The sequence below is a fragment of the Desulfovibrio sp. genome (assembly GCF_014803725.1).
Taxonomy (GTDB): domain Bacteria; phylum Desulfobacterota; class Desulfovibrionia; order Desulfovibrionales; family Desulfovibrionaceae; genus Desulfovibrio.
Genome location: NZ_JAAVBE010000021.1, coordinates 52,626 through 76,416, shown reverse-complemented (window position 1 = coordinate 76,416; position 23,791 = coordinate 52,626). Strand labels below are relative to the sequence as shown.

Here is a 23,791-nt window from a genome sequence, read left to right as displayed (position 1 = left end):
TATGTTTGATAAAAAAGGCTGCAAAAGCTAAGCCTTGTCGCGGGTTCGCCATGAACCAGCCGCGCCGGCCGTTGCCGTGCGGTTTGCCGCAATCTTTGTATCCCCCCTCATCGCGCCTGAAGCGCCCTGGGCAAGGAGACCGAAATGCTTGCAAGCATTGACTGGCCCCACGAGTATCTTCCCGGCACTACTGACAATTTTTGTTCCAATGAGGTCATCGTGCAGGATCTGCCCGTCAGGGCCGTGTGGGACGCGCTGATCCATCCCCTGCTCTGGCCCGACTATTACGCCAATTCGTCCGACATCGAGCTTCCGGCCGGTGAAACGGGCAACATGCTCCATATGGGTTGTGTCTTCCGCTTCAAGACCTTTGGCTTCCCCATCGATGCCGAAGTCATCCAGTTCGAGGAGCCGGGCGACGGCCGCGTGGGGCGCCTCGCCTGGCATGGCTGGGCCGAAGGCGACAAGGATCACCGCCTCGATGTCGTGCATGCGTGGCTCATCGAATCCCTGCCCGAAAACCGTACGCGCATCCTCACGCAGGAATCCCAAATCGGCAAACCGGCCCGGGAACTGGCGAAGCAGCTCCCCAACCCCATGATCAACGGGCACAGGCGTGGCTGGACGGCATCGTGCAGTTTGTGAGAAAACAGGCCTGACGGCGCAGGCCAGTGCCTGCGCGACACCGTTTTTTGTTCTCCATCACAAATCTTGTTGCTGTTCCTGCGGGAAAACTGGACAGGAGGCCCATGATGTCCAAAAAAGTGCTGTTTACGGTGACGAGTCATGGCGAGCTCGGTGATACCGGCAAGCCCACTGGCTATTATCTTTCAGAGGTGACGCACCCGTGGAGCGTGGTCTCGAAATTCTTTGAGATCGACGTGGTGAGCCCCAAGGGCGGCAAGCCGCCGGTGGACGGCTTTGACCTCAAGGACCCCATCAACAAGAAATACTGGGACGACCCGGCCTGGCAGCAGAAGATGGACCACACGCTCACCCCGGCAGAGGTGGACGCGTCCGCGTATGCGGCCATCTTCTATGCTGGCGGCCACGGTGCCATGTGGGACTTCCCGGACAACAAGGGGCTCGCGACCATCGCCGAGACCATCTACCGCAATGGCGGCATCGTGGCCGCTGTATGCCACGGGCCGGCCGGCCTCGTGAACCTTAAGCGCGAAGATGGAAACTACCTGATCGACGGCAAGAACTTCACCTGCTTCACCAACGAGGAAGAGGCACTGAACGGCACCCAGCATATCGTGCCCTTCCTGCTCCAGACCGCGCTGGAAGGACACGGCGGCATCTTTAAGGGCGGCAAGCCCTGGTCCGACACGGTGGTGGTGGACGGCCGCCTCGTCACGGGGCAGAACCCCATGTCGGCCCTGAGCCTCGGCAAGAAGCTGGTGGAACTGCTCCAGAAAGGCTAGGCGCGGAAGTGCGGCACCGAGAGAGTCCACAATACGGAGGGGGCCGCGCGGCCCCTTCCTTTTTGTATGAAGAAAACCTCCCGTCAGGCGCGAGATTCAAAAAAGTTTATAGCTATAAGTATGTTATGAAAACTCCTTCTGATTTGTCACAATGGAGATGCGGTCTGGCAACTGCACTCTGCAAACAAATTAAAAGGAGGCCACAATGGGCGACACAAAGAGTTTAGCGCACTCGAAATGGAAGTGTAAATATCACATCGTATTCGCCCCTAAATATCGCCGATAGGTATTCTATGGGAAAAAAACGGGCAATAGGAGAGATTTTACGAAAACTCTGTGAATGGAAGGCGGTAAATCTTCTCGAAGCCGAGTGTTGCCCTGACCATATCCACATGTTGCTGGAGATACCACAGAAGATAAGTGTTTCCAGTTTTTATTGTGTATCTCAAGGACAAGAGCAGCCTGATGATTGTCGAATAATTTGCGACCTGAAATCCAAATACCGCAATCTGGAATTTTGGTGCAGCGGCTACTATGTGGATAGGGTAGGAAAAAATACAAAAAAATTCAGGAGTACATTAAGGGTCAAGTAGCTCAGGATAAGCTCGGAGACCAGTTAAGTATCCCGGACCATGGAAGCCCGTTACGGGCGGCAAGTAACAAAAATGCAGATGTCAGATCGCATCTGCGTCTGCTAGGGCGCAGCTGGCAGGGGAACCTTACAGGCGCATATGGAGACCGCCCGGCTCTGTCGGGGTGCGTCCTTTTTTCTGTGCGTTTTGCGGAGAGGCGGGGGAACAAAAAAGCCCGGAGCCTACATCCCGTCGGGCACGCCGCAGCCGGCGCTGCGCTCGATGAGGCTCACGGCGCGGGCGATCTGGCGCCCGAGGCGGGACTCCTTGGCGAGCTCGCGCTCAACGGCGGTGATGCTGCGAAGCACCGTGGAATGGCGGCGGTTGAAGGCGCTGCCGATGTCTTCCAGCGAGAGCTCGGTATGTTTGCGCGCGAGATAGAACACGGTGTTGCGCCCCTGCACGCACTCCTGCCGGCGCGAGCGCGAGCGCAACTGCGCCTCGCTCAGGCCATAGCTTTCGCAGACAAGGCGGATGATGGCCTCCATGTCAAGGCCCTGTGCCTCGCCCGCATATTGGCCCACCACTTCCATGGCGAGGTCCACATTGAGGCCGCAATTGAGCAGGCGCGCCTTGAAGATGAGGCTGTTGAGGCAGGATTCCAGCTGGCGCACATCGCCGTGCAGCCGCGAGGCCAGAAGGTCGCGCACCTCGTCAGGCAGGAGCACCTGGAAGGTCCTGGCCTTGTGCGTGAGGATGCGGCTGCGCATTTCCCTGTCCGGGCGGCCGATGCTCGTGAGGATGCCGGAACAGAAATGCGAGACGAGCTGCGGGTCCATGTCCCGAAGTTCGCGCGGCGCAAAGGAGGAGGTCAGGATGACGCGGCCGCCGCGGTCCTGCAGGCCCTTGATGACGGCGAGCGCCAGCTCCTGCATGGCCTTCTTGCGCTGGAGAAAATGCACATCCTCAAGAAGCAGCACATCGAGCTCGCGCAGACGGCTCTTGAAGCCCTCCACATCCTTGCACTTGAGGGCCTGCACAAAACGCGAGGCGAATTCCTCGGCCGTGAGATAGGCGATGCGTGGGCTTGCGCCGTCACCACTGATGGCGTGGCCCGCGGACTGGGTGAGATGCGTCTTGCCCAGCCCGGAAGCCCCGGTGACGAAGAGCGTGCGCACCTGGCCGCCCCTTTGGCAAATATCCCGCGCGGCGGCGACAGCCATGCTGTTGCTCGGGCCGATGATGAAATCCTCGAAACTGTGCCGCCAGCGGGCAAGGGGGCGTTGCGCCGGGTCAACGAGCCGGGGCAGGGCTTCAGGCAGGGGCATCTGCGCGGCCGCTTCTGCCCTGGCGCATCGCCCGAACCGCGGCAAAACGCCGGCAACGAGCTCGGCGGAGCTGGCCGATGCCGCGGCCTTGGGGGCCTCCCCTCCGTCCTGCGCTGTCAGCAGGCGCACGCGCACGGCATCCGCGGCAACGCCGAGCACGGGCGCCGCCGCCTCGCGGAGTGTCTTCAAAAGATGGCGCTCAAGCCATTCGGCCATGAAGGCACTGGGCACGGTCAGGCGCAGTTCCGTGCCGTCAACGACGGCGCGCAACGGAGCTATCCAGACCCTGAAAATGCCGGAATCCAGCATTTTCTTGAGATTTGCAGAAATATCCGCCCATGTGCCTTGCATGGACAAGCATATAGCCCGCGCCGCACCGTCAGGCAAAGGGGCGCCACCCCCTGTGCCCGGGGCGGCGGCCTTTTGCTATCCCCAAAGAATTGAACAAATAACTCTTTGAAATAAAATATTCTTTTTTTAAGCCAAGGCTCTGGAAGGTGCCGGAAAAACGCTTGCTGGGCAACGGTTTCCCCATTGGCAAGCGGGATATGCACATATTTAAAAAAAAGTTTTCCACAATCCTCTTTTTTGTTATCTCGACATATCGCAATATTCCTTTGATTCTTTCTCAAAATCGCGAAACGGCATTCATGCCCATGTTGCGCTGCCCGCCGTTCCTCTCCCCGGCGGGCGCGCTGCAAAAGGCCCATACGCAGCAGGGGGCGCGCCTTCCCTGGCATCGCCCCCTGCTGACGGCCCGGCCCATGGCCGCGCCTATCGGTCTCTACGCGCCTAGAAGGCGAAACGCAGGCCGAGCATGAACTCGTTGTTGTACGGGTCGCTGCCGATCTCGTACTTCTGGCCGTTATAGGTGGTGCTCACTTCGTTGTAGCCAAGGCCCACGAAACGATAGGAGGCGTCCACGGCGAAGTTGTCGTTGAAGTTGTAGGAAACACCGGCGCCCGCGTTCCAGGCGAAGTTGGTGAAGCGGTCATCCACCGAGAATTTGTCGCCATTGTTGGCGGTGATGTCAAAACCCGTGTAGTTGAAGGCGAGGCCAAGACCGGCGCCGATATAGGGCGTGAAGGCGGTGTCGTTGTGGAAGTCCCAGAAAAGGTTGGCGAACAGGGTGGAGTTGTTCCAGGTGCCCTTGATCTTGTCCACGTTCACCCCGTTGTCGCTCCAGCTTTTTTCGCTGTTGCCGCGCATAGCGAACTCGACCTCGAAGCGCAGCGGGATCATCTGCTGTGTCCAGAAATCGTAGCCCACGGCGAGCGCGCCGCCGAGGGTGAACTGGCTGTAATCGTCAATGCCCGACCCGGCAAGGGCACTGGAGCGCGAAACAGTCCCGGTGTCCTGGATGGACATGAGGAATTTCGGCGCAATGTACATCCCCGTGCCTTCGGCGGCAGCAAGTCCGGGCAGGGCCAGGGAGAGAACCAGCGCCGCAATGACGAGAATCCGTTTCATGACATCCTCCTCGCAAACTTCCTTGTCCGGGAAGCGGAATGTTGGACAATTTCTGGAAATTGTCAACAGAGTTTCTAAAAAACTGTCCCCACCAGCCACGGGAACGGCCCTCCCCTTCCGGGGCGTTCACATATTCTGCCCGCTGTTTCGGCAGTTTTGGGGAAATACTTTATGCCCCCGGCACCCCGCAGGAAAGCGCGGGGCACCCGGGGACAGGCTGAGGAGGGATATTCAGAAGGAATAGCCCACGGAGAACATGTAGATGTTGGCGACCACGTTCTTCGAGTGTGCATCGGTGATGCGGGAGGGGGAGCCGGGCCCGGCGAGCAGGCCCGAGGCGTCGGTCTGCCCGTAATCCATGGAATGGATCCACAGGTGGGCGTAGGCGAAATCAAGGGTCAGCTCATTCCATTTCACGCCCGTGCCGAGGCCGAGGGTAGTGCGGCCATAGGTGGGCATGAGGAAGTCGGCGTGCTTTTCGTTGAGCACCGGCGTCTCATAGGACACGCCGGCCCGGAGCGCCCACCAGTCGAGGGGCCAGTATTCCACGCTCGCGTTCAGGTTCAGGCCGTCGCGTGCCGCCTTGTCGTTGAGTGAGGCGTAACCGCTGTCCATATAGATGTTGAGCGCATTGTAGGTGGACCAGCGCGTCCAGACGGCGCCCACCTCGAAGCTCAGTTCGTCGAGGGGCCTGTAAGCCACGCCCAGGGCCAGGGAATCGGGGAGCTGAACGGTGGCGTTGGCGCCGCAGTTGCGCGCCTCGGGCACGCGCCCCATGGTGGCGAGGAGATTGGGCTCGCCCTGGCGCCCGAACTCCACCTCGCCGTCGATGTTCAGGGTCACTTGGCTTTTGTAGGCGAGGCCCACGGACCATTGCTCATTGAAACGCATGTGGAGCCCGAACTGGGCGCCAACGCCCCAGCCGTCGCCCTGCAACTGGAGGTCATTGTCCGAGCCCTGGCTCGGGCCGGCGGCCGTGAGCTGCATAGTCGGGATCTTGTTGCCCATGTAAAAACCGGCATAGAGAACTTCCACCCCGGCGGAAACGGAAAAGATGTCGTTGATCTTCCAGGCCACGGTGGGCACGAAGGAGATGGTCTGAAGCCCCACGTCATAGACATTGTAGCGGCCCACCCAGTCCTGCGCGTAGCTGTTGCCCACGCCGAAACGCGAGAAGATCCCGAGCCCGAGCCAGAAGTCGTCGTTGAGCTGGTGGCTCACGAAGCCGTGCGGGGCCAGGAAGGTGGCGGGCTTGGTGGTGGTATCGTGCTTGCGGCCGCCGAGAAGGTCGGCGTCGATGGTGCCCATGGGCGCGATGAAGGCGAGGCCGGCCATGAGCTGCGTGCCCGGGAGCTGGGTGATGCCTGCGGCATTGTAGGCCAGGGCCGAAACGTCATCCGCCCGCCCCACGAGGCCGCCCGCCAGGGAAACGCCCCTGGCGCTCCACTCATTGAGAGCAAAGCCCTCGGCCCGCGCCACACCGCTAAGAGCCAGCAAGAGCGCGCACGTACAGCACAGGCCGCGAACGAATCTCATGATCCCTCCTAAAAAAGATGCCGCGGGGAAGGCCCGCGCCACAGATGAGCGAGAACTCGGCATCACAGCATATTAACGGGATCGAGGTCAAGACCAAGGCGCAAAATGGCGGGCATGCGGCTGCGGGCAAAAAAATAGAGTTCGCGCAAGGGCGGCCACGCCGGGGCCTTGAGCAGGCACTGGAAGCGGCGCCGCCCGCGCAAGAGGCCCAGGGGGGCCGGCGCGGGCCCGAGCATGGTGACGCCGAGTCGCGCCGCCTCGCCGCGCAGGGCGGTGGCCAGCTCCGAGAGGGCCGGGGCCCCGCCTGCCTCGTCGGCTGCGTAGGAGATCCTGAGCAGCCCGAGCCGGACAAAGGGCGGGTAGCCGCGCTTCTTGCGCAGGGCGAGCTCAGTCTCGTAAAACCCCTCATAATCAGCGCTGCGTACAAACTGCCAGCAATAATGCTCCGTGGCGCGCGTCTGGATGAGCACGCGGCCCGGGCGCTCGCCGCGGCCGGCGCGCCCGGCGGACTGGACGAGCAGCTGGAAGGTACGCTCTGCCGCGCGATAATCGGGCAGGTTGAGGCCGAGGTCGCCGTCGGCCACGATGGCGAGCGTCACCCGCGGGAAATGGTGCCCCTTGGAGAGCATTTGTGTGCCCACGAGGATGGGCGACTCACGCCGGGCGAAGGCCTCCAGTATCTCTTCCATGCGGCCGGGGCGCCGGGTGCTGTCGCGGTCGAGCCGGAGGACGGGCTGCCCCGCAAGGAGGGAAAGCCGCTCCGCAAGGCGCTCGGTGCCCTCCCCCAGCGGCAGGAACTCCATGCCCCCGCAATGGTCGCAGGGCGAGGGGAAGGGCCGGGAATAGCCGCAATAATGACAGACGAGGCGCTCCAGCCCCTTGTGGTAGGTGAGGCCGATGTCGCAGTGCGGGCAGCGTTGCGTCCGCCCGCAGGAGAGGCAATACATGAGCGGCGCATAGCCGCGCCGGTTGAGCAGGACGACGGCCTGTTCACCCCGGGCCAGCGTCTCGCGCAGGGCGTCCTCGCACTGGGGCGCGAGGATGCCGGCGGCTGCCGCCTCCCCCTCAGCGTTCGCGCCGTCCCGGGCCGCGGGGAAGAGGCGGGGGTTCGCGCTGATGTCCACGAGCTCCACAGGTGGGAGCGGCCGCCCCCCCACGCGCCTGGGCAACCGCAGGATCGGCAGGCGCCCCTCGCTGGCTGCGTGAAATGTCTTGAGGTCGGGCGTGGCCGAGCCGAGGACTAGCAGGCCGCGCTCGCGCCGCATGCGCGCCCACGCCACCTCCCGCGCCTGGTAGGCCAGGCCGTCCTCCTGCTTGAAGGAGGCGTCATGTTCCTCGTCGAGGATGATGCAGCCAAGCGACGGAATGGGCAAAAAGAGGGCCGAGCGCGTGCCCACCACGAGGCAGGGGCCCCGGCTTTCCGCCAGCGCCCGAAACGTGGCTTCGCGCCGCCCCGGCGACTGGTAGCCGTGGTAGAGAATAAGCGGCGCGTCCGGCAGGGCGCGGGCCGCATCCCGCCGCAGCTTGAGCGCCAGGGCCACTTCGGGCGCGAGCAAAAGGACGCTGCGCCCCCGGGCGAGGGCGCGTTCGGCGAGTTCCAGATATACGGCCGTCTTGCCGCTGCCGGTGACGCCGTAGAGCAGGCGGTTTTGCGGGCTTTCCGCCTCCAGCGCGACGGTGAGGCACGCAAGCGCGGCGGCCTGGTCCGCATTGAGGGTGACGCGCTCGGGCGCAGGCGCAAGGAGGGCCGCGCCCGGTTCCTCCTCTTCCGCGCCATCATGGACGAGCGCCACATGGCCGGCCCGTACCAGTGCGGCCAGCGCCGGAGCGGCGTCCTTCACTTCGCGCAGCAGCCGTCGCCGGCTCACCGGCCCCTGCGCATGCAGAAATTCCAGCACCGCGACCTGCCGGGTGGCTGCGGGACGCACGGGCCAGGGAGGTTCCACACGCAGGTGGCAAAATTCCTCGCTGGCGGCATCCGCGCTTCGGGGCAAGAGACGGGCGGCGCCCGAACACAGTTCCTGCGCAAGCGTGGCACGCGTGACGGCGTCCGCCTGCCTGAGCTCACGCAGGGTCAGTGTTTCCGCGCGGGCACCGAGGCGGCGCAGCCGCACTCCGGTACTGCGTAGCCCCTGCGGAAGCACATGGCCGGCCACATGGCCCGGCTCCACTCCCTGCCGCAACGCGAGATCACGCAGGAGGTCAAAGAGGCCGGGCGCGAGCAACGGCTCTGTTTCCAGCGGCCAGAAGACCTCCTTGCAGATCACGCCCTCCGGCACGTCGGCGCTTGCCGTCACTTCGAGCACGATGCCGGCGCGCAGGGCGCCGCGCTCCCCCCGGCCGAGGGGCACGGCCACACGCAGCCCCGGACGCCAGAGATCCGGGGCGAAAAAGGATGGCAGGCTATAGGTCAGCGTGGCGTAAGGGGGGCTCAGCAGGGCGACGCGGGCGTAGGGCATGCAAGGAAAAAGCAGACAAAGGTGGCACGGAGAGCGCCGCCTGCCAAGAGGCAAGCGACGCCTCACACGATACATGAACGAAAAAAGGCGCCGCGCGGAGGCTGAGGCGCCCCCGCGCGGGTGGATTTTTGGCTGAAATGTCGCCGACCTACTGGAACTGAACGAAATTCTTCAACAGGCCCAGAAGCTCGTAGCGCAATTCCTCGTCCTGCAGGGCGAAGTAGATATTGGCGGTGAGGTATTCCGCCCAGTCGCCCGCGTCAAAGCGCATGCCCGACATGCGCACGGCCATCATGCCGCGGTCCTTGGCAAGGGCCTGCAGGGCGTCGGTGAGCTGGATCTCGCCGCCCTGGCCGGGCTTCACCTTTTCGAGATAGTCAAAAATATCGGGCGTGAGCACATAGCGGCCCACGATGGCGAGCCTTGAGGGCGCGTCCTCGCGCTTGGGCTTTTCCACCATGTCGCGCACGCGATAGACGCCGGGCGCCACTTCCTCGCCGTCGATGATGCCGTACTTGTGGACCTTCTCCCACGGCACTTCCATGACGCCGACAACGGGCATCTTTTCGGCCATGGCCACCTCGATGAGCTGGCCGATGCCGGGCACGCCGCCGAACATGAGGTCATCGCCCACCATGATGGCGAAGGGGTCGCCGCGCACGAGCTCGCGCGCGCACATGATGGCATGGCCGAGGCCGAGCTGCTTCTTCTGGCGCACGGACATGATGTTGACCATTTCGGCCACTTCGCGCACCGCCTGGAGCTTGTCCAGCTTGCCCGCGCGCTCGAGCACGCCCTCCAGCTGGAGGTTGTAGTCGAAGTGGTCCTCGATGACGCTCTTGTCACGGTTGGTGACGAAGATAACGTCCCGGATATGGGCGCGGATGGCTTCCTCCACCACATACTGGATGACGGGCTTGTTGTAGATGGGGAGCATTTCCTTGGGGATGTTCTTGGTTGCCGGGAGCGAACGGGTGCCCCAACCGGCCACGGGAATGATCACCTTGCGAATCTCTTTCATGGCTGTCTCCCTCTCTCTGAAATGACGAAACACCGGCCGCAACATGGAGCGCGCGGCGCCCGGCCGCACTGCCGGAGACCGTGCCGCGCCCCGAAAAAGCAGAGAGCGAAATGCGCCTGCGCAATGCAGGCCCGGTGCGACACATCCTGTGGCTATCTTCGGCCAAAAAAGCGCCGAGGGCAAGAGAAAAAAAGCGCATTCAGGACGCTTTGGCGCAACGGCTGCACGAATCTCTCCCGGCGCGTGGCCCGGTATCCGCCCCCGCGCTTGACAGGCTCCCCCATGCCCGGGATACTCGCAAGCCGGCATGCGCCCCGTTCAGCGCCCCGAAGCCGGGCGCACCCACATCCAGGCGCCGCGCCCGGAAAAAAGCCCTTCAATCCGAGGTATCTATGTCCGACCTGCGTTCAACCTATACCGACAGGCTCCGCTTTTACGGCGACGCCACCCCACGCGAGCTGGCCGACCGTTTCGGCACGCCGCTCTATGTCTACAGCGAGCGCATCCTGCGCGAGCGCTGCCGCGAACTCATGGGCCTCTCGGATCGGGACGGTTTTGGCGTCAATTATTCGGTCAAGGCCAATGCCAATCCTTCCCTGCTCCGCATCATCCATGAGGAAGGGCTGGTCGCCGACGCCATGAGCCCGGGCGAGCTCGTCATGGACGCGCTCGGCGGTTTTGCGCCGGAAGAAATCCTCTATATTTCCAACAACAATACCCCGGAAGAAATGCTCACGGCCCTTGCTCATGGCGTGCTCATCAGCGTGGATTCGCTCTCCCAGCTCGACATGTTGGGCGGCATCAATCGCGGCGGCCGCGTCATGGCCCGTTTCAACCCCGGTATCGGCGCGGGCCACCACGCCAAGGTCATTACCGCGGGCAAGGCCACCAAGTTCGGCATTTCGCCGGACAAAATGGATGAGGTCTTCGCCCTCTTGCGCACGCATGAGCTCACCCTCGCCGGCATCAACCAGCATATAGGCTCGCTGTTCATGGAACCCAAGGGCTATCTCGAGGCCGCGAAAGTTCTGCTCGCGCTCGCCGAGAGCCTGCCCGCCGATATACTGAAAACGCTCGAAATCATCGACTTCGGGGGCGGTTTCGGCATCCCCTACCATAAATATGACGACGAGCCCCGGCTCGACCTCGCGGCCCTGGGCCAGGGCCTGCACTCCCTCATCAGCGAATGGGCCGCGGCCACCGGCTACGCGGGCCGCTTCCTGGTGGAGCCTGGCCGCTATGTGGTGGCGGAATGCGGCATCCTGCTCGGGCGCGTCACAGCCACCAAGGAAAACGCGGGCACGCGCTATGTGGGCACGGACATCGGCTTCAATGTGCTCATGCGGCCGGTGATGTATGATTCCTTCCACGACCTCGAAGCCTACCGCGGCGACGGGAAGGACGGCGGCGAACCTGTGCCCCAGACGGTGGTCGGCAATATCTGCGAAAGCGGCGACATCCTCGCCAAAGACCGCCTGCTGCCCCCCTTGCGCGAAGGCGACGTGCTCGGCGTGCTGGACGCCGGCGCCTATGGCTTCAGCATGGCCTCCACCTATAACCAGCGTTACCTTCCCGCCGAGGTGCTCATCCAGGCCGACGGCACGCCGCGCCTCATCCGCCGCAGGGAGACTGCCGACGACCTCACCCGCTGCCTCAAGGGACTGGACGGGGACTAGCCCGCAGCGCTTCCGCCCGCGCGGTGGCCTGCGCCAGCCCCGACCGGGCGCAACGCTGCGGCGCCGAAGTGCCGCGACGATACTTGCCATGAAGCACACCTCCCGGAGCGGACGCGGCCGCCGCTCCGGGAGCCTGCCTTGAAAAAAGCCACAGGAGCGCCGCTCCGCATGCCCAAGCCCGAACTCGGAACATCACCCCGCGCCATCTGGAGCCTGACCTGGCCCCAGTTGCTCATGATGTACATCGTGTTCTTCATGGGCCTCACGAGCGTGTGGGTGGGCGGCCAGATCAGCGCCAATGTCCAGGCGGCGCTCGGCATGGTGACGCAGTGCTCGCTCTTCCTCATGGTGGTCATCATGGCGCTCTCGAGCGGCGCCACTGCGTCCGTAAGCCAGTCCCTCGGGGCCTTCCGCGTGCGCCGCGCCGAGCGCTATGTGGCCACGACCGTCCTCGGCAGCCTCGGGCTCGGGCTCCTCATGGCCCTCTTCGGCTGGTGCTTTGGCGACGCGATCCTCAGGCTCATCATGGTGCCCGAGCCTATCCGGCCGCTGGCGGGCAAGCTCTGGCAGGTCTTCATGCTCATGCTGCCCGCGCAATACGTGTATTCCGCCACAGGGGTCATCTTTCGCGCGACGCGGCTCGTTTTGCCGCCGCTCTGGGTGGCGGCGCTCGTGTGCGCGGCCAATCTTGCGGGCTGCCTGGGGTTCGGGCTCGGCTGGTTCGGCCTGCCGGACTGCGGCTACATGGGCCTCGCGTGGAGCAATTTCGGTGCCCAGTGCCTCGGCGCTGTCTGCAATACGCTGCTTCTCGTGCGCTCCGGCTATTTGCGCCGGCGCGCCATCCCCTCCCTGCGCTGGCTCAGGGTGGGCCTGCCCTATCTGGTGCGTGTGGCGCTGCCCGCGGCGGCGGCGCAAATCGTGTGGCAGTCCGGGTATCTCACGCTTTTTGTGCTCGTGGCGTCGCTCCCCGTGGACAGTGTGCACGCGCTCGCAGGGCTCACCGCGGGTCTTAGGGCCGAAGCCCTGCTCTTCCTTCCCGGCATGGCCTTCAACATGACCGTCGCCGTGCTCGTGGGCAACAGCCTGGGCGAGGGGCGCCCCGACCAGGCGAAGCGTGTGGCGCTCTCCCTCGTGGGACTGGCGGCAGCCGCCATGAGCGTGGTCGCCATCATCATCTGGCCCTTCAGGGCGGACATCGCCGCCCTGCTCTCGCAGGAGGCGGCCACCCGGGCGCAGATCGTGAGCTATCTCTCCTATAATCTCGTGTCCACGCCCTTTTCCATCGCGAGCACCGTCATGGGCGGCATCATGGTGGGCGCGGGCGCCACGCAGTACAACCTGATGGTCTATGGCGGCACTTTCTGGATCGTGCGCCTGCCGCTCGGCTGGCTGCTGGGCCACCGGCTCTGGGGCACCGCCTCGGGCGTGTTCGCCGCCATGCTGGTTTCGCAGTGCCTGCAAGCCCTGATCATGCTCTATGTGGTCCTTCGCTGCGACTGGGCGCGCTTTGCCATGAACCGCCAGCGCCGCCCCCGCTGAACCCTGTTCCCGACCGGGGCCGCTGGCTCCGCGACCGAAGGAGAAAGAATATGGACGCGCACTTCATGCCCGTGAGCCTCAAGGAAAGCCCCGCCTACTACGCCCTTTGGGAGGCGACGCCGCGCCGTTCGCTGGACTACACGCTGGCGAACCTGTGGGGCTGGCAGGAATATTACGGCCTTGAATGGTATTTTGACGGGCGCCTGTGCTGGATACGGCAGACGCGGCCCGAAGTGCGCCCCTGGGCGCCTATCGGCGACTGGAACGCCGTGGACTGGGGCGCCGTGCTCCCCTGCGTGGCGGGCAAGACCGGGCGCGACTTCATCCGCGTGCCGGAGGAGCTTGTCCACCTCTGGCAAAAGGCCTGCCCGCAGCTTTTGGAGGTCCGCGAGGAGCGCGGCCAGTGGGAATATCTCTATAAGCAGGAAGAGCTGGCGACGCTCGCCGGCAACCGCTTCCACAAAAAGCGCAATCACTACAACAGCTACGTCAAGGCCTATGGCGAGCCGGATTACCGCGGCGTCACCGACGCCATGGTGGAAGATGTGCTCGGCGTGCAGGACGACTGGTGCCAGTGGCACGAATGCGAGGGCTCGCCCTCGCTGCTCGCCGAAAACGAGGCCATCAACCGCGTGCTCACCCATTGGGACGCCTTCCGGGGGCTCACCGGGGGCTCGCTCTATGTGGATGGCCGCATGATCGCCTTCAGCGTGGGAGAAAAGCTGGACAGCGAGACCTTGGGCGTCCACTTCGAGAAGGGGCTCAACGGCTACAAGGGCGTCTACCAGGCCATGAACTGCGAATTCGCGCGTCACGCGGGCGCGGGCCTGAAATGGATCAACCGCGCGCAGGACCTCGACGAGGAAGGCTTGCGCCAGGCCAAGATGACCTACCTCCCCGCGGACTTCCTGCGCAAGTCCACGGTGCATGTGCGGACGGCGTAGGCGTTTATCTCCGCACCGGTCTCCTGCAATCCCCGCGGAGCCGCGTCAACGATATTCGCGCCCGGACCAGAGCACGCGCCCGATGACGCGGAACTGGTCCGCGCCGTCGCCGCGCAAGTCAAGGCTCAGGGGCGGATAGGCGGGGTTGGCGCTATGCAGGACGACCTTCCCGGGGAGCTTGTCCACCCGCTTGATATAGATGGCGTCCTCAAAGCCCACGGCGTAGAGCCGGCCGGGCGTGATGTCCGTCTGGCCCTGATCCAGCAGGACCACATCGTTGTCAAAGATTTCCGGCACCATGCTGTCGCCCGAAACGCGCATGAGCACCATGCGACGCGGATTGCCCTTGCGGCGCAGAAAATCGCTGCGGAAGGCATAGCCCCCCTCCTGGGCGCCGCTGACCTCAAGGCTGCCTGTGCCCGCGGAAAGCCGCGCCTCGGCGAGGGGGATGGTCACAAGGTCGGTCTCGCAGTCGGCAGGGGCGGCGGGCAGTTCCCCCTCGCCGGCTTCGGGCAGGCGCTCGGGCCCCCGCCCGAAAAAAAGCCAGTGGGCATTGACGCCCGTCTGCGCCGCACAGGCCTGGATCCAGGCCGGGGGCACCTCACGGCGCTTGCGCGCACCGTTGACGGACTGCGGCGTGATGCCCAGGGCGCGGGCGAGCTCGGCATCCGTGGTCACGTCAAGCGCGCGCATGAGGCGGGAAAGACACTGGGCGGCTTCATCGCTGGTACGGGGGGAGGCGGGCAGCGGTACCATGGCATCCTCACAAGATGGGGCCCATCGGGGCGTGTGCGGAACAGGCAGGCTAAGGCAGTTCGGAACCCGAAAACAACCTAGCACGAAGAAAAATACATGACAAGTTGTTTTTCAGTCTCACACTGATTTTTTTCCTATTTTATTGTCCGTTCCTCGCCTTCATTAAATCACAGATTGAAAAGGGGCGCCCTTGCGGGAAGCCCCTGTATGTTCAGCAAATATGGCCTGAAGCGAAAAGTCTAGCCGGCAGGAGCGGCCTCGCTGCCCTTCCCCCCTTGTATGAGGGGCTGGCCCGGGCCTTCCTTGAAGACCCGCTGGAGCACATAGACCCCGGCCATGAGCCCAAGGCCGATGAGGTCGGTCTTGAGACCCGGGGTGATGAGCGTGATGGCCGCGGCCACGAGGATGAGCCGCTCCCAGAAATAGAGGTTTCTGAGCCAGTAGCCCACGCTCGCGAAGGACAGCGCGGCGATGCCCACCGCGGCCGTGCAGACGATGAAGACGATCTCCCACGTATCCGCGCCGATCATCAGAAGGGCCGGGTTGTAACAGAAGATATAGGGGATGAGGAAGCCCGCGAAAGCGAGCTTCACCGCCATGAAGCCCGTGGCATTGGGCTCGGCCCGGGCGATGCCCGCTGCCGCATAGGCGGCGAGCGCCACCGGGGGCGTCAGGTCGGCCAGGATGCCGAAATACATGATGAAAAGATGCGCGGCCAGCTGGGGCACGCCGAAGCTCTGGATGGCCGGCGCGGCGATGGTGGCGAGCACGATGTACTTGGCCGTGGTGGGAAGGCCCATGCCCAGGATGATGGACGAGAACATGGTCAGCACCAGGGTGAGCGCGAAGCTGCCCGCCGAAAGCGCGAGGATGGCGTTGGCGAGCTTGAGGCCCACGCCGGTGAGCGTCACCACGCCGATGACAAAGCCCGTACAGGCGCAGGCCGCGGAAACGCCGAGCGCGAGGCGGCCGCCGTTCTCCATGGCCATGAGCACGTCTTTCAGGGCCATGCGGTTGCACTGGGCGAGGCTGCTCCGCACGGTCATGCCGCTCGGGCCCGCGCCGGCCCATGCCTTCCAGTTGTTGGCCACCAGGGAGATGACCACCGTCGTCACGATACAGTAATAGGCCGACTTGAGCGGCGTATACCCCTGCATGAGCAAGTAGACGAGCACGATGATGGGAATGAGCAGGTAGCCGCCGTGCCTGAGCACATGCAGGGGCTTGGGGAGGCGGTCCCTGGGGATGCCCTTGAGGCCGAGGCGCTTGGCCTCCATGTGCACCATGAAGCCCACGGCGAGATAATAGAGCAGCGCCGGGATGAGCGCCGCCTTGGCGATCTCCACATAGCCCACGCCCAAAAACTGCGCCATGATGAAGGCGGCGGCGCCCATGATGGGCGGCATGATCTGGCCGCCCGTGGACGAGGCGGCCTCAACGGCGCCGGCGAAGGCGCCGCGATAGCCCACGCTCTTCATGAGCGGGATGGTGAAGGTGCCGGTGGAGACGGTATTTGCCACCGAGGAGCCGGAGATGGTGCCAAAGAAGCCGCTGGCGAGCACGGCCACCTTGGCCGGGCCGCCCACGAACCGGCCGGCCGCGCCGAGGGCGAGGTCGATGAAGAACTTGCCGAGACCCGTGCTGTGCAAAAAGGCGCCGAAGAGGATGAAGAGGAACACGAAGGACGCGGCCACGCCGAGCGGCATGCCGAACAGGCCCTCGGTGGTCAGGTACATGTGGCCCACGATGCGCTTGAGCGAAAAGCCGGGATGCCCGAGCATGCCAGGGATGAGGTTCCCGAACTTGGCGTAGAGCAAAAAGACGATGGCCACGATGGTGATGGGCAGGCCCACGATGCGCCGGGTCGCCTCAAGCACCAGCAGGATGGACGCGCAGCCGAAGATGAAATCCAGCTCGGTGGGCGGCCCGGCGTCCAGCACGATGGTGTCGTAGTTCCAGATGATGTAGCCGCACACCGCGGCGCCGGCAGCGGCCAGCAGCACGTCATACCAGTTGAGCCGGTGCTTGTTGCCATCGGCCTTGGCCGGATAGAGCAGGTAGATGAGCACGAGCACAAAGCCGAGATGGATGGAGCGCTGGATCTGCGGGGGGTAGAGGCCGGTGGCCGCCGTGAAGAGCTGGAAGCCGGAAAAGACGATACAGACGCAGCTGATGAAAATCTTGAGCCAGCCCCGGAAGGTGCGGAAGGTCGCCTCCTTGTCATACTTGGCGACGATTTCCGAAACGTCCAGCGTGTCCTGTATTTTTTCGGCGGCGTCGGAATCCAGCCGGCTCCCCTCCTCAAGGGCGAACCCGCCGGAACCTTCCTGCCCGATGACCTGCATCCGCTCTTTGTGACTCATGGCTGCCTCTGCAATGGCTCCTGGGGCTGTGCCCAGGCACCGCATCCCTGCGGGGCATAGGTAAAGGTAAGGGCGCTCCCGGACGGGGCGAGCCTGGTGAAGGGCACTTCCCCACCCCCGGCGCTTGCGGGCAGCAGCAGGGCATGCCCGGCCACGCGCCCCACGCGCACGTCAAAGGTCTTGAGGGGCCGCGCGTAGCCGCTCATGACGATGCGGCCATTGCCGGCGCTCATCTGCTGGCCCGGTTCGGGCGCCGAGGGAAGGCCGGCGCCGAAATCCTGATACACCGTCTTGTCCAGATTGATGACGCCGTCCCTGATGATGAAATGGTCTTCCACCGGCGTCAGCGCCACGGAGTGGGTGTAGCGGATGGCAAAGCCCTCCCCCTCCCCGAGCGGCCACGCCCCCACGAGCGCGCCCCCGGCATCGCGGACGCAAAGCTCGCCGGAGGCCCCTTGCGCGGCGAAGGCCGCGGCCGGCGCCAGCAGCAAAAGGCACAGGCCGAGCGCGGCGAGTGGGCGCGCGGCGCGTGCCCGGCGCTGCGAAAAACCGCGCCGGGCGGGAACAGAGCCCGCCCGGCCGTCGCAATGCTGCATTGGTTCAACAGAACGCTTCAAGGCTTACTTCAGGATGCCCTTTTCCTTGAGGTACTTTTCCGCACCCGGATGGAAGGGGATGGTCACGCCGTCGGCAGCCTTTTCGAGCAGGATCTCCGAGCCCTTGTTGTGCCCCTTGGCCACGTCGCCAAGATTCTCGAAGAGCGTCTTGGTGAGGTTGTAAGCCACGTCATCGGGCATGTCCTTGTTGGCCACGAGGATGGCCTGGACGGAGAGGGTCGGCACATCGTTTTCCTGGCCCTTGTAGGTCTTGGCCGGGATGGCGTCCTTGACGAGATAGGGGAACTTGGCGATGACCTCGTCCGCCTTGGCGCCTTCAAGCGGCACGAAGACGACATCCTGGGTGGTGGTGATGTCCTGGATGGCCGGGCTCGGCGTGCCGATGGAGAAGACGAAGCCGTCCACCTGGCGGTCCTTGAACTGGTCGGCCGTCTCGCCATAGGGCAGGAAGATGGGTTCCAGGTTCTTGTAGTCCAGCCCGTAGAAGTCGAAGATCTGGCGGCAGTTCACCTCGTTGCCGCTGCCGCGGGCGCCCACGGAGATCTTCTTGCCCTTAAAGTCCTCAAGGTTCTTCACGCCGCTGTCCTTGCTGGCGACCACGTGGATGTATTCGGGATAGAGGCGGGCGATGGCGCGCACGTCGCCGAGCTTGCCCTTGAAGGGGGCATTGCCGTTGAAGGCCGCGTCGGCCACATCGTTCTGGACGATGGCGAAGTCCACGTCACCTGCTTCCACAAGGCGCATGTTCTCGCCGGAGGCGCCCGTGGCCTGGGCCGTGACGGAAAGCGCGCCGTCGCTCTTGTTGCTCAGCACCTGGCCGATGGCGCCGCCCAGGGGATAATACACGCCGGACGTGCCACCCGTGGCCAGGGTGAGCCGCTTGCCGTCGGCCGCGGACGCCGCGCCCGCGGCAAGGATGAGGGCGCCAGCGAGAAGAAGGCCCATGATTTTTTTCATCAGCGCTGCTCCTTAAAAAAATGATTTTCCCGCCGGATGCGCGCAGGCCGGCCGCGCACAGGAGGAACATTTATGGGAAGCCGCCTCTATAGCGCAGAATGCCGCCTTTGGCAAATGGCTTCCGCACCCCGGCGCCGCCCGCAAAACCCTTGAAGAGGCGCCCCGCCTGCTGCTACACTTGGGCAGCATCTTTTGACACATTTCCTGGAACTGCCATGCGCGCCGCACTTCTCCCCGATCCGCACCAAGGCCCCGGCTACTCCGTCATCGAGCTCCACGGGGCGCCCCCGCTGGAATCCCCCGTCATCCTCCTCCGGCGCGCGTCCGACGGCGCGTGGCTTTCCGGCTCCGGCTGGGGCAAGGAAGAGACCTCGCTCACGCCCGACGGCTGGGACAGCGGGGAGGGCGTCCAGCGCCTCATGCTCGGCCCCGGCATCGTGGACGACCTCGACCCGGGCGACGACTACACGCTCACCATCCCGGGCGCCGGCTCGTGCGCCCTCATGCTTGAGTGGCTCGACCAGTCGCACATCATCGGCGGCGAGCCCGTGGGCGTGACGCCGCCACCCGTACCCGGATTCACGCCCACGGGGCCGGACATTCCAGCCCCTGACGTGGAAAACGCCATCGACGAAGGCGTGGAGCCCACGCCCGAAGTTCTCGGCGGCGACGATGCAGGCCTCCCTTCCGGCGTGGCGGCAGCGCCGGAGAGCGAAGCTGACTCCCCGCACAAGAAGCGCCTCGGCTGCGCGCTCATGGGCGTTCTCCTGCTCGCGGGCTGGCTCGGGGCCGGCGTGGCCCTGTGGCACGGCGCCATGCGCACGCCCGCGGTGCCGCCTACGCCCACGGCGGCCGCCGATGCGGGGGAGGCAGCGGATGAACCGTCCTTTTCCCTCTTTCCGCGCACCGACCCGGACGGCGAACCCACTTATGAGGAAGAGGAAAAGCCCAGGTCTTGAAAAAAAATGCCAGGTGCGAAATACTTGGCCCACACATGGAGAAACCGGCGGGGCGCACCCGCCCGAGGCACAAGGGAGCAGGGCATGACGGCAGAAGGCACGCAGGGAACGAAGCAGATGCGCATCGGCTGGATCGGCACCGGCGTCATGGGGCATTCCATGGCCGGCCATCTGCTGGACGCGGGCTGGCCGCTCACCGTCTATACCCGCAGCAAGGGCAAGGCCGAGCCGCTCATCGCGCGCGGCGCCGCCTGGGCCGACAGCCCGGCAGCCGTGGCGGCCGCTTCTGATGCGGTCTTTTCCATCGTGGGCTATCCGGCCGATGTGGAGGCCGTCATGCTCGGACCGACCGGCGCCCTCGGCGGCCTTGGGGCGGGCGGCATCCTCTGCGACATGACCACCTCGAGCCCGGAGCTCGCCCGGCGCATCGCCGCCGAGGCCGCGGCGAAGGGCTGCTCCAGCCTCGACGCGCCGGTGACCGGCGGCGATGTGGGCGCGCGCGAGGCCACGCTGTCCATCTTCGTGGGCGGCGACGCCGCAGCGCTTGCGAAGCTGCGCCCCTGCTTCGAGGCCATGGGCAAGCGGATCATGCACTGCGGAGGACCGGGCACGGGCCAGCAGGCCAAGCTCGCCAACCAGATCGCCGTGGCCGGCGTCATGTTCAGCGTGTGTGAGTCCATGCTTTTCGCGCAGGAGGCCGGCCTCGACGTGGCCGAGTGGCTTGAGCTCGTGGTGCCCGGGGCCGGCGGCAGCACGGCCATGAACACCCTGGGCCGGCGCCTGCTCAAGCGCGACTATGCGCCCGGTTTCTTCATTGACCATTTCATCAAGGATCTCGGCCTCTGCCTCGAGGAATGCCGCCGCATGAAGCTGGTGCTTCCCGGCGCCACCCTGGCCGAGGAATTTTATCGGATGATGCAGGCCAGGGGCCACGGACAGGACGGCACCCAAGCCCTCATCCGCTGCCTGGCCCACCTCTCCGGCAAGGAGTGGCGCGGGCAGCCCTGAACGCTGCGCCCGGACGCGCATTGTGCGCGGCTTACGACGCGCGGCATGACCGCCGTGTGCGGGAGAACTCGCCATGTCGTACACGCCGCCCCAAAATCCTCTGGAAGATCCGGCGCTTGCGCCCTACCATGACTTTCTTGTCCGGCGCAGCCGCGATTTCACCGCAGAAATGGAGCGCATCACTGCGACGTACGGCTCGTTGCGCGCCTATGCGGACCTTTACAAGACCTTCGGGCTGCACCTCATCCACGATGCTGACGGCGCAAGCCATTGGCGCTGGCGCGAATACATGCCCCACGCCGAAGATGTGTGGCTGACCACGAGCCGTCTCAACTTCCAGCGGCGCGCGAGCCACCGCTTCGAGCGCAAGGAGGGCGGCGTCTTTGAGCTGATCTTGCCCCGCGACGCGCTGGAGCACGGCGAATATGTGGAATTGCGCGTCCAGCCCAGGGGGAGCATGGCGGCCGGCCTCGGCAAGACGCCGCCGCCCCTCCGGCGCGTGCCCGCCTTCGCCAACTGGGTGGAGCAGGACAAGGCCGTGCCCGAGCAGTGGTGCGCGCGCGTCTGGTGCCCGGCCGAGCCCTACCAGTTCCGGCACCGGCGCCCCGGGCCCCTGGTCTTCCCGCGCATCTACGAGGCGCATGTGGGCATGGCGCAATCTTCCCTTGACCACAAGGGCGACAGCGTGGGCACCTATGACTACTTCATCAGCTCGGTCCTGCCGCGCGTCAAGGCGGACGGCTATACCGCCGTACAGCTCATGGGCATCCTCGAGCACCCGCTCTACCGCTCCTTCGGCTACCAGGTGAGCAGCTATTTCGCGCCGAGCTCCCGCTACGGCACGCCGGACGGCTTCAAGGCCCTGGTGGATGCGGCCCATGGGCTCGGGCTCGCCGTCATCCTCGACATCACCCACAGCCACGCAGCCTCCAATACCGAGCAGGGCCTCGCCGCCTATGACGGCAGTCACTACTTCTTCAGCAGCAAGGTCAACCAGTGGGGCACGCCCTCCTTCGACTACAGTCAGGAGATGACCCGGCGTTTCCTGCTCTCCAATTGCCGCTACTGGCTCGAAGAATACCGGCTCGACGGCTTCCGCTTCGACGCCGTGGGCAACATGCTCTATATCGACCACGGGCGCGACGACGACTTCTCCCATGTGGGGCGCTGCTTCTTCGGCAAGGACGGCGAGCCGCGCGAGGACGCCGCGGGCGAGCTGTATCTCTGCCTCGCCAATGCGCTCGTCCATGAGGAGGTGCCCCACGGCGTGACCATCGCCGAGGAATTCTCGGGCATGCCGGGCCTCACCTGCCCGCCGTCAGAGGGAGGCCTGGGCTTTGATTACCGCTTTGCCATGGGCATCCCCGACTATTGGGCCAAGGCCGTGGAAAACCCGCGCGACATGGGGAGCCTCTGGTACGAAATGACCAATCACCGCCCCTATGACCGCACCATCAGCTATGTGGAATGCCACGACCAGTGCATCAACGGCGACGACGCCATGATCTGGCGCCTGCTCGGCGATGCCATGTACAGCGGCATGGGCAAGGACTCGGAAAGCTGGAACATCTCGCGCGGGCTGGCCTTTTACCGCCTCATGCGGCTCATCACGCTCGCGACGGCCGACGCGGGCTATCTCAACTTCATGGGGAACGAGTTCGGTCACCCGGAATGGCTGGACGCGGAAGAGCATGCCCACCGGCAGTGGCACCTCGCCGACCAGCCCGACCTCAAGTATTCGGGCCTCGCCGCCTGGGACAAGGCCCAGCTCGTGGGTCTCGTGGGCGAGCACCTGAAGGATTTTTGCAAGCCTCCCCTCTTCCGTTACATCCACGAAGAGGACAGGCTGCTGGCCTTCGAGCGCGGGCGCCTGCTCTTCGCCTTCAACTTCAGCGAAACCAGCGCCCGCGAGGGCCTGCTCTTTGCGGTCACGCCGGGCAAGTATGTGGAATTGCTGTCGTCTGATGAACCGCGCTTCGGCGGCCACGGCAACCTCGATATAACGAAGCCGCCGCTGGAGCACTTCACGCGGCCCCTCGCCGACCGGCCGGAGCAGGACATTGAGCTCTACCTGCCGCCCATGGTGGCGCTGGTGCTCCATCGGGAGGATTGATGGCCCCGGGCGAAACTGGCGCCGCAGCGGCCCCGAAGCAAGAGCGTGCGGCAGCGCCTCCGCAGGCATCCCCGGAAGCCCCCGCAGAGCGGGTGGACGTGGCCGTCAACATCTTCGCCAAACCCTACCAGACGGCGCTCTCCGTGCTGTCGCTGCTGAAGCAGAGCGGCGCGCATGTGGGGACGATCTGGCTCCAGTACGAACCCAAGGGTTCCCGCTATGACCGCGTGAGCCCCTATGTGGTCGCGAGGTATCTCACGGAGGTGCTTCACTGGCCGTGCCGCGTCTCCCAGCCGGAGCACTGGCTGGCGCTCGAGGCCCCGGATATGGCGCGCCTTGACGATGCTGCCTACCGGCTCTCCATACGCTACCAGAGTGCCTTTGAGCACAGCGAGAGCCGCAAGCTGCTGCTCATGCACAACGATATTTATGTGTTCGGGGATGCGCTGGGGGAGATGCTGGCGGCCATGGGGGACGCCTTCGCCATCGGCCAGCTTGGGCAATGCTGGCGCTGCCCGGCCCATGCGGCCCGGGTGGTGAAGGATGTCATGGACCGCCCCCCGTGCAGCTCGGAGCGTTATGAGGAATTCCGGCCGGATGCGGCCGAGTTGCGCCGGCTGTATGCCCACGCGCGAGAACTGGGCGTGCCGGTGCGCCCCTATGAGGAATGTTTTACCGAGTTTTTTGACCGGCAGCCGTGGCCCCTGCCGGAGTGCCGCGTCAACGAGTGGTTTTGCCTGCTGGACCTGGAAAGGACGCGGCCGCACTGCGTGCCCTTTGGCCCGGCGCTGCCCCCGGGGGCCTTCGGCGCATGCGGCCGCTACAATCTGGATACGGCAGTGCCCTGGTTCCGGGCCATGCACGCCCTGGGCTTCCGCGCAAGGCACTTTGATTACAAGCGCTATCTGCGCCACTGGGTGGGCACGGGCAAAATGTCCGCCAGCCGCTACACCATGGCGGAAGACAATGCGCGCGCACTGCTCGCAAAACACTTCCCCGACTATATGGCCTGGCTTGAGCGCAGCGCACGCAAGCCCGCCTGACCC

The 23,791-nt window shown here is 64.8% G+C and carries 19 protein-coding genes and 1 pseudogene; 11 read left to right on the top strand and 9 right to left on the bottom strand.

The window, feature by feature from the left end; translation table 11 throughout:
• The first annotated feature begins 144 nt into the window (after positions 1-144).
• From HDR50_RS07845 to tnpA, 3 genes and pseudogenes are all read left to right on the top strand, one after another.
• On the top strand, positions 145-645 hold the full coding sequence (locus HDR50_RS07845) for a hypothetical protein (protein WP_291357541.1): 501 nt from the start codon (positions 145-147) through the stop codon (positions 643-645).
• A gap of 104 nt (positions 646-749) precedes the next feature.
• Positions 750-1,427 (top strand): type 1 glutamine amidotransferase domain-containing protein, encoded by a 678-nt coding sequence (locus HDR50_RS07840; RefSeq protein ID WP_291357539.1) that lies wholly within the window; start codon positions 750-752, stop codon positions 1,425-1,427.
• 205 nt (positions 1,428-1,632) lie between these two features.
• A pseudogene (gene tnpA, locus HDR50_RS07835) lies at positions 1,633-2,070 on the top strand (IS200/IS605 family transposase); the annotation flags it as partial.
• 171 nt (positions 2,071-2,241) lie between these two features.
• On the opposite strand, the gene HDR50_RS07830 reads toward tnpA, so the two are convergent.
• Positions 2,242-3,678, bottom strand: coding sequence for a chromosomal replication initiator protein DnaA (locus HDR50_RS07830; protein WP_291357537.1), 1,437 nt, complete (start codon positions 3,676-3,678; stop codon positions 2,242-2,244).
• Positions 3,679-3,824: 146 nt separating this feature from the next.
• Between HDR50_RS07830 and HDR50_RS07825 the strand changes: the two genes are divergently transcribed.
• Positions 3,825-4,148: a hypothetical protein gene (locus tag HDR50_RS07825; protein ID WP_291357535.1), complete on the top strand. Its 324-nt coding sequence runs from the start codon at positions 3,825-3,827 to the stop codon at positions 4,146-4,148.
• On the opposite strand, the gene HDR50_RS07820 is transcribed toward HDR50_RS07825, so the two are convergent.
• The 4 genes from HDR50_RS07820 to galU all read right to left on the bottom strand — a co-directional run bounded on the left by HDR50_RS07820 (position 4,120) and on the right by galU (position 9,813).
• Complete coding sequence (locus HDR50_RS07820) at positions 4,120-4,797, bottom strand: outer membrane protein (protein WP_291357533.1); 678 nt, start codon at positions 4,795-4,797, stop codon at positions 4,120-4,122. The genes HDR50_RS07825 and HDR50_RS07820 overlap by 29 nt on opposite strands.
• 231 nt (positions 4,798-5,028) lie before the next feature.
• Positions 5,029-6,333: an outer membrane protein transport protein gene (locus HDR50_RS07815; protein WP_291357531.1), complete on the bottom strand. Its 1,305-nt coding sequence runs from the start codon at positions 6,331-6,333 to the stop codon at positions 5,029-5,031.
• A gap of 62 nt (positions 6,334-6,395) precedes the next feature.
• Positions 6,396-8,792, bottom strand: a complete 2,397-nt coding sequence (priA, locus tag HDR50_RS07810) for a primosomal protein N' (RefSeq protein WP_291357529.1) — start codon at positions 8,790-8,792, stop codon at positions 6,396-6,398.
• A gap of 148 nt (positions 8,793-8,940) precedes the next feature.
• Complete coding sequence (gene galU, locus HDR50_RS07805; RefSeq protein WP_165077357.1) at positions 8,941-9,813, bottom strand: UTP--glucose-1-phosphate uridylyltransferase GalU; 873 nt, start codon at positions 9,811-9,813, stop codon at positions 8,941-8,943.
• A gap of 392 nt (positions 9,814-10,205) precedes the next feature.
• Between galU and lysA the strand changes: the two genes are divergently transcribed.
• The 3 genes from lysA (at position 10,206) to HDR50_RS07790 (ending at position 13,972) form a co-directional block, all read left to right on the top strand.
• Entirely contained in the window at positions 10,206-11,489 is a 1,284-nt protein-coding gene (gene lysA / locus HDR50_RS07800; protein ID WP_291357526.1) for a diaminopimelate decarboxylase, read from the top strand.
• A gap of 168 nt (positions 11,490-11,657) precedes the next feature.
• Complete coding sequence (locus tag HDR50_RS07795) at positions 11,658-13,028, top strand: MATE family efflux transporter (RefSeq protein ID WP_291357524.1); 1,371 nt, start codon at positions 11,658-11,660, stop codon at positions 13,026-13,028.
• A gap of 50 nt (positions 13,029-13,078) precedes the next feature.
• Positions 13,079-13,972: a phosphatidylglycerol lysyltransferase domain-containing protein gene (locus tag HDR50_RS07790; protein ID WP_291357522.1), complete on the top strand. Its 894-nt coding sequence runs from the start codon at positions 13,079-13,081 to the stop codon at positions 13,970-13,972.
• 45 nt (positions 13,973-14,017) lie between these two features.
• On the opposite strand, the gene HDR50_RS07785 is transcribed toward HDR50_RS07790, so the two are convergent.
• The 4 genes from HDR50_RS07785 to HDR50_RS07770 form a co-directional block, all read right to left on the bottom strand.
• The gene (locus HDR50_RS07785) at positions 14,018-14,728 is read right to left on the bottom strand and encodes a S24 family peptidase (protein ID WP_291357520.1); all 711 of its coding nucleotides are present in this window, start codon (positions 14,726-14,728) and stop codon (positions 14,018-14,020) included.
• A gap of 239 nt (positions 14,729-14,967) precedes the next feature.
• The gene (locus HDR50_RS07780) at positions 14,968-17,091 is read right to left on the bottom strand and encodes a TRAP transporter permease (RefSeq protein WP_291357518.1); all 2,124 of its coding nucleotides are present in this window, start codon (positions 17,089-17,091) and stop codon (positions 14,968-14,970) included.
• Positions 17,088-17,687, bottom strand: coding sequence for a DUF1850 domain-containing protein (locus tag HDR50_RS07775; RefSeq protein WP_291357516.1), 600 nt, complete (start codon positions 17,685-17,687; stop codon positions 17,088-17,090). Before HDR50_RS07775 ends, HDR50_RS07780 begins: the two co-directional genes overlap by 4 nt.
• Positions 17,688-17,711: 24 nt before the next feature.
• On the bottom strand, positions 17,712-18,665 hold the full coding sequence (locus tag HDR50_RS07770) for a TAXI family TRAP transporter solute-binding subunit (protein ID WP_291357514.1): 954 nt from the start codon (positions 18,663-18,665) through the stop codon (positions 17,712-17,714).
• 215 nt (positions 18,666-18,880) lie between these two features.
• On the opposite strand from HDR50_RS07770, the gene HDR50_RS07765 reads away from it, so the two are divergent.
• The 4 genes from HDR50_RS07765 (at position 18,881) to HDR50_RS07750 (ending at position 23,788) form a co-directional block, all read left to right on the top strand.
• On the top strand, positions 18,881-19,624 hold the full coding sequence (locus tag HDR50_RS07765) for a hypothetical protein (protein WP_291357512.1): 744 nt from the start codon (positions 18,881-18,883) through the stop codon (positions 19,622-19,624).
• An 84-nt stretch (positions 19,625-19,708) separates the two neighbouring features.
• Complete coding sequence (locus HDR50_RS07760) at positions 19,709-20,632, top strand: NAD(P)-dependent oxidoreductase (RefSeq protein ID WP_291357510.1); 924 nt, start codon at positions 19,709-19,711, stop codon at positions 20,630-20,632.
• 73 nt (positions 20,633-20,705) lie between these two features.
• On the top strand, positions 20,706-22,745 hold the full coding sequence (locus HDR50_RS07755; protein ID WP_291357508.1) for an alpha amylase C-terminal domain-containing protein: 2,040 nt from the start codon (positions 20,706-20,708) through the stop codon (positions 22,743-22,745).
• A complete protein-coding gene (locus HDR50_RS07750) occupies positions 22,745-23,788 on the top strand; it encodes a hypothetical protein (RefSeq protein ID WP_291357506.1) in 1,044 nt (347 codons plus the stop codon). The genes HDR50_RS07755 and HDR50_RS07750 overlap by 1 nt, the downstream gene beginning before the upstream one ends.
• Positions 23,789-23,791 lie beyond the last annotated feature (3 nt).

Excerpts from the sequence above, each read along its gene's own strand:
- HDR50_RS07845 (WP_291357541.1), top strand. The coding sequence starts at position 145 with ATGCTTGCAAGCATTGACTGGCCCCACGAGTATCTTCCCGGCACTACT.
- HDR50_RS07840 (WP_291357539.1), top strand. The coding sequence starts at position 750 with ATGATGTCCAAAAAAGTGCTGTTTACGGTGACGAGTCATGGCGAGCTC.
- HDR50_RS07830 (WP_291357537.1), bottom strand. The coding sequence starts at position 3,678 with ATGCAAGGCACATGGGCGGATATTTCTGCAAATCTCAAGAAAATGCTG.
- HDR50_RS07820 (WP_291357533.1), bottom strand. The coding sequence starts at position 4,797 with ATGAAACGGATTCTCGTCATTGCGGCGCTGGTTCTCTCCCTGGCCCTG.
- HDR50_RS07815 (WP_291357531.1), bottom strand. The coding sequence starts at position 6,333 with ATGAGATTCGTTCGCGGCCTGTGCTGTACGTGCGCGCTCTTGCTGGCT.
- priA (WP_291357529.1), bottom strand. The coding sequence starts at position 8,792 with ATGCCCTACGCCCGCGTCGCCCTGCTGAGCCCCCCTTACGCCACGCTG.
- galU (WP_165077357.1), bottom strand. The coding sequence starts at position 9,813 with ATGAAAGAGATTCGCAAGGTGATCATTCCCGTGGCCGGTTGGGGCACC.
- lysA (WP_291357526.1), top strand. The coding sequence starts at position 10,206 with ATGTCCGACCTGCGTTCAACCTATACCGACAGGCTCCGCTTTTACGGC.
- HDR50_RS07795 (WP_291357524.1), top strand. The coding sequence starts at position 11,658 with ATGCCCAAGCCCGAACTCGGAACATCACCCCGCGCCATCTGGAGCCTG.
- HDR50_RS07790 (WP_291357522.1), top strand. The coding sequence starts at position 13,079 with ATGGACGCGCACTTCATGCCCGTGAGCCTCAAGGAAAGCCCCGCCTAC.
- HDR50_RS07785 (WP_291357520.1), bottom strand. The coding sequence starts at position 14,728 with ATGGTACCGCTGCCCGCCTCCCCCCGTACCAGCGATGAAGCCGCCCAG.
- HDR50_RS07780 (WP_291357518.1), bottom strand. The coding sequence starts at position 17,091 with ATGAGTCACAAAGAGCGGATGCAGGTCATCGGGCAGGAAGGTTCCGGC.
- HDR50_RS07775 (WP_291357516.1), bottom strand. The coding sequence starts at position 17,687 with ATGCAGCATTGCGACGGCCGGGCGGGCTCTGTTCCCGCCCGGCGCGGT.
- HDR50_RS07770 (WP_291357514.1), bottom strand. The coding sequence starts at position 18,665 with ATGAAAAAAATCATGGGCCTTCTTCTCGCTGGCGCCCTCATCCTTGCC.
- HDR50_RS07765 (WP_291357512.1), top strand. The coding sequence starts at position 18,881 with ATGCGCGCCGCACTTCTCCCCGATCCGCACCAAGGCCCCGGCTACTCC.
- HDR50_RS07760 (WP_291357510.1), top strand. The coding sequence starts at position 19,709 with ATGACGGCAGAAGGCACGCAGGGAACGAAGCAGATGCGCATCGGCTGG.
- HDR50_RS07755 (WP_291357508.1), top strand. The coding sequence starts at position 20,706 with ATGTCGTACACGCCGCCCCAAAATCCTCTGGAAGATCCGGCGCTTGCG.
- HDR50_RS07750 (WP_291357506.1), top strand. The coding sequence starts at position 22,745 with ATGGCCCCGGGCGAAACTGGCGCCGCAGCGGCCCCGAAGCAAGAGCGT.